The following is a 10,224-nucleotide window of genomic DNA, read 5'->3' as shown; positions in this document are numbered from 1 at the left end:
CCCTGAATCCGCGTCCCCGTGCCCCCTCCCGTGCACGGCACCCCCGTCGCATCCCAGGAGTCGCGTCCATGCTCAGCGGCACGCCGTCCGGTTCTCCTCCGGCCCCCGACCTTTCGTTTTCCACGCTGGTGGAATTGCTGCGCGTCCGCGCCCGGGACCAGGGGGACCGCCGTGGCTTCACGTTCCTGCTGGACGGGGAGACGGACGAAGCGCACCTGACGTACGCGGAGCTGGACCAGAAGGCGCGGGCCATCGCGGCGGCGCTCCAGGCGCGCGGGGCCCAGGGCCAGCGGGCGCTGCTGCTGTATCCGCCCGGACTGGACTACATCGCCGGGTTCTTCGGCTGTCTGTACGCGGGCGTCATCGCGGTCCCCATCTATCCGCCGGACCCGATGCGGCTCGCGCGCACGCTTCCTCGCCTGCTGGCCATCAGCCAGGACGCGCAGGCCACCATCGCCCTCACCACCGACTTCATCTACGGCATGGGGGAGATGCTCTTCGAGCAGGCGCCGGAGCTGCGCGAGCTGCACTGGATCGCCACCGACACGCTGGACGCGGAGGTCGCCGAAGGCTGGCGCGACCCCGGCGTGGCCACCGACACGCGGGTGTTCCTCCAGTACACCTCCGGCTCCACGTCGTCGCCCAAGGGCGTGGTGCTCACGCACGGCAACCTGCTGCACAACTCGAAGCTGATCCATTCGTGCTTCGGGCACTCGACGGACAGCCAGGGCGTCATCTGGCTGCCGCCGTACCACGACATGGGGCTCATCGGCGGCATCATCCAGCCGCTGTTCGGCGGCTTCCCGGTGACGCTGTTCTCGCCGGTGGACTTCCTCAAGCGCCCCATGCGCTGGCTGGAGGCCATCTCCCGCTACAAGGCCACGACGAGCGGCGGGCCCAACTTCGCGTTCGACCTGTGCGTGCGCAAGTCCACGCCGGAGGAGCGCGCGAAGCTGGACCTGAGCCACTGGGACCTCGCGTTCAACGGCGCGGAGCCCATCATGCCGGACACGCTCCGGCGCTTCGCGGAGGCCTTCGGTCCCCAGGGGTTCCGCTCGGAGGCCATCTATCCCTGCTACGGCCTGGCGGAGGGCACGCTCATCGCCTCCGGCGGTGACAAGCGCGAGCTGCCCGTGCAGCGCACCGTGGACGCGGGCGCGCTGAAGGACAACCGCGTGGTGGCCGCCGAACCCGCGCGGAAGGGCGCCCAGACGCTGGTGGGCTCCGGCCGCAACCTCACGGACCAGCAGCTCGTCATCGCGCACCCGGAGACGGGCAAGCCGCTGCCGCCGGGACAGGTGGGGGAGATCCGCGTCGCCGGGCCCAGCATCGCCCAGGGCTACTGGGGCCGCGCCGAACAGACGCAGGTGACCTTCCAGCAGCCGCTCACCGGCACGTCCGACGCGACGACGTTCCTGCGCACGGGCGACCTGGGCTTCCTGGATGGCGGCGAGCTGTTCGTCACCGGGCGCCTGAAGGACCTCATCATCATCCGAGGGCGCAACCACTACCCGCAGGACATCGAGCGCACGGTGGAGTCGAGCCATCCCGCCATCCGCCCGGGCTGCACCGCGGCGTTCTCCATCGAGCTGGAGGACGAGGAGCGCCTCATCGTCGTGACGGAGGTGGACCGGCGCGCGGTGGAGAAGGCCGGCGTGGACCTGGAGGCCCTGACGCAGGGCATCCGGCAGGCCGTCGCGGCCGGACACGACCTCCAGGCCCAGGGCGTGGTGCTGCTGGGACCGGGCGCCATCCCGAAGACGTCCAGCGGGAAGATCCAGCGCTTCGCCACCCGCGCGGAGTACGTCGCGGACACGCTGGAGGCCCTGCACAAGAGCATCCTCGCCGCGCCCACCGCCGCCGCCGCGCCCGTGACGCCGGAGCCCTCCGTCGCGGAGGCCGCCGCCCCTGTCGCTCCGGTGGGCCCGGACGCCAGCCTGCTCAACAAGATGCTGGCGGTGGTGCAGGACCCCGCCGCGCGCCGCGCGATGGTGACGGTGTTCCTCCAGGAGCAGGCGGCCCTGGTGCTGCGGCTGCCCACCGCGCTGGTGGACGTGGAGAAGCCGCTGCATGCCTACGGCGTGGACTCGCTGATGGCGGTGGACTTCAAGAGCGCCGTGGACGCGGGGCTGGGCCTGGACCTGCCGCTGTCGGACGTGCTCCAGGGCGTGTCGCTCGCCCAGTTGGCGCAGACGGTGGTGAAGCTGCTGGCGGCGCCCCGCTCCGAGCAGTCCTCGAACCCGGTGGCGGCGGACTCCGGCACGGGGGATGCGCCCCTGTCCGGCGGTCAGCAGGCCCTGTGGTTCATGCACCAGTTGGCGCCGGACAGCGCCGCCTACCACGTGCCCGTCGCGGTGCGCGTGCGCGCGGTGCTGGATGCGCAGGCCCTGAAGGGCGCCTTCGAGGCGCTGGTCTCCCGGCACCCCGCCCTGCGCACCACGTTCGTGATGGCGGCCACCGGCCCCGTGCAGCGCGTGCACGCGGAGCTGGCGCCGGACTTCGTCACCACCGACGCGAAGGGCTGGAGCGACGACCAGGTGCTGGAGCACCTGTCCGCCGAGGCCCGCCGCCCGTTCGACCTGGAGAAGGGGCCGCTCTTGCGCGTGCGGCTGGTGTCGCGCGCGGCGGATGACCACGCGTTGCTCATCGCCATGCACCACGTCGTCACCGACTTCTGGTCGCTGGCGGTGATGGCGGAGGAATTGGACGCGCTCTACCCGGCGCTGCGGCTGGGCCGGCGGCCCACGCTGGCGGCGCCCGCGCGCACCTACGCGGACTACGCGCGCTGGCAGGCGGAGATGCTCGCCGGGGCGCGCGGACAGGCGCTGGAGAAGTACTGGCGCGAGCAGCTCTCCGGGACGCTGCCGGTGCTGGACCTGCCCACGGACCACCCGCGTCCCCCGGTGCAGACCTTCAACGGGCGTGTGCACACCCGCCGCCTGGACGCGGGCATCACCGCCGCGGTGAAGTCGCTGGCGCGCGACCACGGCGCCACGCCCAACATGGTGCTCCAGACGGCCTTCCAGGCCCTGTTGCACCGCTACACCGGCCAGCAGGACTTCACGCTCGGCGTGGTGAGCGCGGGCCGGGGGCGCGCGGAGCTGGCGGGCATCACCGGCTACTTCGTCAACCCGCTGGTGGTGCGCACGCGGCCGTCCCCTTCCCTGTCCTTCACGGACTACCTGGCCCAGACGCGCCAGACGATGCTGGGGGCGCTGGAGCACCAGGACTACCCCTTCAGCGCGCTGGTGGACCGGCTGCAGCCGGTGCGCGACCAGAGCCGTTCGCCGCTGTTCCAGGTGATGTTCGTCTACCAGCGCGCGTCCAAGCTGGATGAGCGCGGCCTCACGCCCTTCGCCCTGGACATCCCGGGCGCGCGCGCCACCGTCGCGGGCCTGCCCATCGAATCGCTGGTGCTGTCGCACGGCGGCGCGCAGTTCGACCTCACGCTCACCATGGGCGAGGCGGACGGCGAGCTGGTCGCCTCCTTCGAGTACAACACCGACCTCTTCGACGCGGGCACCATCGAGCGCATGTCCGGGCACCTGCGCACGCTGCTCGCGGGCATCGCCGCGCAGCCGCGCCGCGCCCTCTCCCGGCTGCCGCTGCTCACCCGCGAAGAGCAGCAGCAGTTGCTCGAAGGCTGGCGCGGCCCGCGCGTGGCGCTCACCGACGCGGACATGCTGCCCGCGCTCTTCGCCACCCAGGTGGCGCGCACGCCGGACCACGTCGCGGTCCTCTTCAAGGACTCGCAGCTCACCTACCGCGAGCTGGCGGAGCGCTCCGGCCAACTGGCCGGGTGGCTGCGCGCCTCGGGCGTGAAGCCAGGCGACATCGTCGGCGTCTGCCTGGAGCGCTCCGTGGAGACGCTGGTGTCCGTGCTGGCCGTGATGGCCACGGGCGCGGCCTACGTCCCCATCGACCCGGCCTACCCCTCCGAGCGGGTGGCCTTCGTGCTTGGCGACACGCACGCGCCGGTGCTCCTCACCCAGTCCTGGCTCCAGCGCACGCTGCCCGCGGGCACGTCCGCGCGCACGCTGTTCGTGGACCAGCCGCTGGACGGCGCGCTGTCCGTACAGGCCGCCGCGCCGGTGCGGGCTGGCGACCTGGCGTGCGTCGTCTACACGTCCGGCTCCACCGGTCAGCCCAAGGGCGTGATGCTGGAGCACGGGGGCCTTTCGAACCTGGTGCGCTCGTTCGTGGAGTCGTACGCGCCCACGGCGAAGGACCGGATGCTGCCGCTCACGTCGGTGGCCTCCGCCAGCTTCGTGGGCGAAATCCTCCCGCTGCTGTGCACGGGCGGCGCGCTGGTGCTGCCCACCGAGGATGAGATCCTCGACCAGGAGAAGCTCTTCCAGCTCATCACCCGCCACACCGTCACCATCGTGAGCACCGTGCCCGCGGTCATCGCGGGACTCAACGCGCGCCTGGAGGAGCTGCCGCCCCTGCGGCTGGTCCTCTCCGGCGGCGAGGCGCTGGTGGCCAGCGACGTGGAGAAGCTGCTCGCCACGACGCCGGTGGTGAACGGCTACGGCCTCACGGAGACGACGGTGTGCACGACCTACCACCGGATGGCGGTGGAGGACCTCCAGGGCCACGCGTGGGTGCCCATCGGCCGGCCCATCATCAACACGGACGTGTACGTGCTGGACGCGGAGCGCAACCTGCTGCCCGTGGGCACGCCCGGCGAGCTGTACGTGGGCGGACTGGGGCTGGCGCGCGGCTACTGGAGCCGGCCGGAGCTCACCGCCGAGCGCTTCGTCGAAAATCCGTTCCACCCGGGCGAGCGGCTCTACCGCACGGGCGACCGCGCGCGCTGGCTGCCGGATGGCGTGCTGACGTTCCTGTCCCGCGCGGATGATCAGGTGAAGATCCGCGGCTTCCGCATCGAATTGGGTGAGGTGGAGGCCGCCGTGCGCCGCCACCCCGCCGTGCGCGACGCGTTCCTGATGGCGCGCGAGGACTCGCCGGGCGACAAGCGGCTGGTCGCGTACCTGGTGCTGTCGGAGCCCGCGCCCACGCACACGGACCTGAGCACCTTCCTCGCGGAGGCGCTGCCGCCGTACATGCTGCCGTCCGCGTACGTGCCGCTGTCCGCGCTGCCCCTGTCCACGAACGGCAAGGTGGACACCAAGGCGCTGCCCGCGCCGGAGGGGGCCCGGCTCGCGTCCGCCGTGGCCTACGCCCAGCCGCAGAGCGCGGTGGAGCGCAGCGTGGCCGCCATCTGGCAGGCGGTGCTGAAGGTGGAGCGCGTGGGCCTGCACGACAACTTCTTCGAGCTGGGCGGCAACTCGCTGCTCATCGCGCAGGCGCACCGGCGGATGCGCGAGGAGCTGGGCGCGGACCTCGCGCTGGTGGACATGTTCAAGTTCACCACCGTGAGCGCGTTGGCCCAGCACCTGGCGAACAAGGGCGAGGACTCCGGCGCCGCCTCCCAGAAGATCAAGGACGAGGCGGAGCGCCGCAGGGCCGCCCAGGCACGGCGTCAGCAGACGCGCGGCCGTGGCAAGTAACCGACGACTTTCAAGGCACCCCAGGTTTCGAAGGACGGCTCCATGAGCACTGACACCCTCTCCGAAGTGGAAGGCATCGCGGTCATCGGCCTGGGCGGACGCCTGCCCGGCGCGAAGACCATCGCCGAGTTCTGGAAGAACCTCACCGGCGGCGTGGAGAGCATCACCTTCTTCACCGACGAGGAGCTCATCGCCGAAGGCGCGGACCCGGCCATGGTGCGCGCGCCCAACTACGTGAAGGCGCGCGGCACGCTGGGCGACACGGACCAGTTCGACGCGGCCTTCTTCGGCATGAACCCGCGCGAAGCGGCGCTGATGGATCCGCAGCACCGCGTCTTCCTGGAGTGCGCCTGGGAGTCCATGGAGCACGCGGGCTACAGCCCGGAGCGGCAGCCCGGCCGCGTGGGCGTGTTCGGCGGCATGAGCATGAACACGTACCTGCTCTCCAACCTGTACTCGCACCTGGCGCACGTCGCGTCGGTGGAGAGCCTCCAGGCGTCCATCGGCAACGACAAGGACAGCCTGACGACGGAGGTCGCGTACCGGATGGACCTGAAGGGCCCGGCCGTCACGGTCCAGTCCTCGTCCTCCACGTCGCTCACCTGCATCCACTACGCCTGCCAGAGCCTGCTGTCGTTCGAGTGCGACATGGCCCTGGCCGGCGGCGTGTCCATCCACTTCCCGGAGAAGGCGGGCTACCTGTACCACGAGGGTGGCACCACGGCGCCGGACGGCCACTGCCACACCTTCGACGCGGAGGCCGAGGGGTTCGTCGCCGGCCACGGCGCGGCGGTGGTGACGCTCAAGCGCCTGTCGGATGCGCTCAAGGACGGGGACACCGTCTATGCCGTCGTGCGCGGCTCGGCGGTGAACAACGACGGTTCGCAGAAGGTCAGCTACATGGCCCCGGCCGTCGCGGGGCAGGCGGAGGTCATCGCGCTGGCGCAGGCGGTGGCCAACGTGGAGCCGGACACCATCGGCTACGTGGAGGCCCACGGCACCGCGACCAAGGTGGGCGACCCCATCGAGGTGGCGGCGCTCACGCAGGCGTTCCGCCAGGGCACGGACAAGAAGAACTTCTGCGCGCTGGGGTCGGTGAAGAGCAACATCGGGCACCTGGACTCGGCGGCGGGCGCGGTGGGCTTCATCAAGGCGGCCCTGTCGCTGCACCACAAGCAGATCGTCCCCAGCCTCAACTTCAAGACGCCCAACCCGGCGTGCGACTTCCCCAACAGCCCGTTCTACGTGAACACGGAGCTGCGCGACTTCCCGAAGGGCGCCACGCCGCGCCGCGCGGGCGTCACGTCGCTGGGCATGGGCGGCACCAACGCGCACGCCATCCTGGAAGAGGCGCCGGAATTGCCCGCCACCGACAAGCCCCGGCGCCCCGCGCAGGTGGTGCTGCTGTCGGCGCGCACGGAGGCCTCCCTGGAGGTCGCCACGGACCGGCTGGCCGCGCACCTCAAGGAGCACCCGGCCACGGAGCTGGCGGACGTGGCGTACACGCTCCAGTTGGGCCGCAAGCGCTTCGGCAAGCGGCGCGCGGTGGTGGCGCGCACGACGGCGGACCTGGTCGCGGCGCTGGAGGAGCGCACGCCGGGCCGCGTGTTCAGCGGCACCGCGGAGAACAGCGGCCGTCCGGTGATGTTCATGTTCTCCGGGCAGGGCTCGCAGTACGTGGAGATGGGCAAGGGCCTGTACGAGTCAGAGCCCCTCTTCCGCGCCCAGGTGGACACCTGCGCGGAGAAGCTCAGGCCGCACCTGGGCCTGGACCTGCGCACCGTGCTGTACCCGTCCGCGGAGTCGCGCGAGCTGGCCTCGGAGCGCCTCAAGCAGACGGGCCTCACCCAGCCCGCGCTGTTCGTCATCGAGTACGCGCTCGCGAAGCTCTGGGAGTCCTGGGGCGTGACGCCGCACGCGATGGTGGGCCACAGCATCGGTGAGTACGTGGCCGCGTGCCTCGCGGGCGTCTTCACCCTGGACGACGCGCTGGCGCTGGTCGCCGCGCGCGGCCGCCTGATGCAGTCGCTGCCCACGGGCGCGATGCTCGCGGTGTCCCTGCCCGAAGAGCACGTGACGCCGATGCTGCCCGCGGGCCTGTCCGTGGCGGCGGTGAACAGCCCGTCCACCTGCGTCGTCGCCGGCCCCACCCCGCTGGTGGACGCGTTCGTGGAGACGCTCAAGCTGCAAGGCATCAACAGCTCGCGGCTGCACACGTCGCACGCGTTCCACTCCGCGATGATGGACCCCATCCTGGACGCCTTCCGCGAGGCGGTGCGCAAGGTGGCCCGGCAGGCGCCGAAGAAGCCGTACCTGTCCAACGTCACCGGCACCTGGGTGACGTCCGAGGAGGCCACGAGCCCGGACTACTGGGCCAAGCACCTGCGCGGCGCGGTGCGCTTCGCGGACGGCGTGGCGGAGCTGATGAAGGAGTCGGACGCCATCCTGCTGGAGGTCGGCCCGGGCAACACGCTGGCCACGCTGGCGCGGCAGCATCCGGACAAGGGCGCGCGGCATGCGCTGCTCAACTCGCTGCGCCACCCGAAGGAGCAGCACGCGGACCTGGACTACGCGCTGGGCACGCTGGGCCGGCTGTGGCTGGAGGGCGTGGAGGCGGACTGGGACGCGTTCCGGGGCGAGGAGCGCCGCCGCCGCATCGCGCTGCCCACGTCCCCCTTCGAGCGTCAGCGCCACTGGGTGGACCCGCGCAAGGAGACCCCTGCCGTCGATGGCGAGCGCGCCGAGTGGGTGTCCGCGGATCAGAAGCAGCCCGTGGCCCGCTGGTTCTACCTGCCGTCGTGGCAGCGCTCCCTGCCGCCCCCGAAGAGCGCCTGGAGCGAGAAGAAGGCCTCCTGGTGGCTGTTCCTGCCCGACGAGGCGGAAGGTCTGGGCGCGCGGCTCGCGCTGAAGCTGGGCGAGGCCGGACAGGACGTGCTGCGCATCACCCCGGGCGCCGTCACGTCGAAGCGCGACGAGCACCACTGGACGCTGGCGCTGGGCGGTGAAGGCACGCTGCTGGAGGCGCTCACCGCGCAGGGCCGCGCGCCGGACCACGTCCTGCACCTGGGCACGCTGGGCGTGGGCGACGCGCAGGGTGAGCCGGACTTCGAGTCCGCGCTGGGCAAGGGCTTCCTGGGCCTGATGGGGCTGGCGCAGGCCCTGGGCCGTCAGCCGGGGACGCGGCCGGTGTCGCTGGTCGCCGTCACGAACCGCATGCAGTCGCTGGGCGAGGAAGCGCCGAACCCGGAGCTGGCCACGGTGCTGGGCCCGGTGCGCGTGATTCCGCAGGAGTACAGCCACCTGTCCGCCAAGGCCGTGGACCTGCGCCTGCCTCCGCCCGGGAGCTGGCAGGAGACGGCGCTGGTGGAGGCCCTGCTGTCCGAGGCCGCCACGCCGTCCCGGCAGGAGAACGTCATCGCCTACCGTGGCGGCGCGCGCTGGGTGCAGACGTTCGAGTCCATTCCGGCGAATGCTCCCCGCGCCGCGCAGATTCCGCTGCGCGAGGGCGGCGTGTACCTGCTCATCGGCGGCTTCGGCACGCTGGGCTTCGCGCATGCGAAGTCCCTGGCGAAGCGGGTGAAGGCGAAGCTGGTGCTCGCGGGCCGCACGGGCCTGCCGGAGCGCGCGCAGTGGGACGCGCACCTCGCGGCGAACCCGGAGGACGACGCGGTGGCACGCCGCATCCTCCAGGTGCTCGCGCTGGAGGCGCTGGGCGCGGAGGTCCTCACCGTCTCCGCGGACGCGGCCAACAAGGTCCAGGTGCAGGCCGCGGTGGACGCGGCCGCGGCGCGCTTCGGCGCGCTGCACGGCGTGGTGTTCGCGGCCGGTGACGTGGGCCAGGCCCTGTTCCGGGCCATCCCGGACACCCGGCCGGAGGACGTGCGCGACACCTTCCACGGCCGCGTGCGCGGGCTGTACGCGCTGGAGGAGGCGCTGCGCGGACGCCCGCTGGACTTCTGCCTGCTGTCGTCGTCGCTGGCGGCGGTGCTGGGCGGCCTGGGGCTGGCGTCGTACGCGGCGGCCACGTCCTTCATGGACGCCTTCGCCACGAAGCAGTCCCAGACGACGCCGGTGCCGTGGATGAGCGTGGGCTGGGACGCGTGGAAGTTCGAGTCCCGCGCCGAGGGCACGCAGAGCCCGTTCGGCGCGCTGGCCATCACCCTCTCCGAGGGAGAGGACGCCTTCGAGCAGCTCTTCCAGCTGGGCGCTGTGTCCCACGTGGCGGTGTCCACGAGCAACCTGCGCGCCCGCGCGCGCAAGTGGTCGCAGCCGGCGGCCTCGCAGGAGGCAGCGGCGGCGAAGCAGGACGTGGGTTCGTCCCTGGGCACCACGCCCCGGCCCACGCTCCAGAACGCGTACGTGCCGCCGCGCGACGCGCTGGAGGAGCAGATCGCCCACCTGTGGGAGACGACGCTCGGCATCGCGCAGGTGGGCGTGCACGACAACTTCTTCGAGCTGGGTGGCAACTCGCTGGTGGGCGTGAAGCTGATTGCCCGCGTGCGCGAACAGTTCGGCGTCGCGCTGCCGGCCGTCACCCTCTACGAAGGCCCCACCGTGGGCGCGCTGGCGAAGCTGCTTAAGGCCGCCAGCGGCACCGAGGACGCGGAAGCCACACCCGAAGACACCGAGGCGCTCAGCCGTGGAGAGCGCCGCCGCGCCCGCCGCGCGAGCCGCCGGGGCGACGGCGCCTCCGACGAGGAGCCGTAGTCCC

2 protein-coding genes are annotated in these 10,224 nt (G+C 72.1%); both read left to right on the top strand.

Annotated elements, in window-relative coordinates; genetic code table 11:
- Positions 1-68 precede the first annotated feature (68 nt).
- Complete coding sequence (locus D7X74_RS12660) at positions 69-5,513, top strand: non-ribosomal peptide synthetase (protein ID WP_120533198.1); 5,445 nt, start codon at positions 69-71, stop codon at positions 5,511-5,513.
- A gap of 42 nt (positions 5,514-5,555) precedes the next feature.
- The gene (locus tag D7X74_RS12655; RefSeq protein WP_120533197.1) at positions 5,556-10,220 is read left to right on the top strand and encodes a type I polyketide synthase; all 4,665 of its coding nucleotides are present in this window, start codon (positions 5,556-5,558) and stop codon (positions 10,218-10,220) included.
- The last annotated feature ends 4 nt before the right edge of the window (positions 10,221-10,224 follow it).

Origin of the sequence: Corallococcus sp. CA047B (assembly GCF_003612065.1) — a bacterium.
GTDB classification, from domain to species: domain Bacteria; phylum Myxococcota; class Myxococcia; order Myxococcales; family Myxococcaceae; genus Corallococcus; species Corallococcus praedator.
Note: the sequence above shows the minus strand (reverse complement) of the source record. Positions and strands in the feature narration are given on the sequence as shown.

Coding starts and splice junctions, on each gene's coding strand:
- D7X74_RS12655 (WP_120533197.1), top strand. CDS start 5,556: ATGAGCACTGACACCCTCTCCGAAGTGGAAGGCATCGCGGTCATCGGC.
- D7X74_RS12660 (WP_120533198.1), top strand. CDS start 69: ATGCTCAGCGGCACGCCGTCCGGTTCTCCTCCGGCCCCCGACCTTTCG.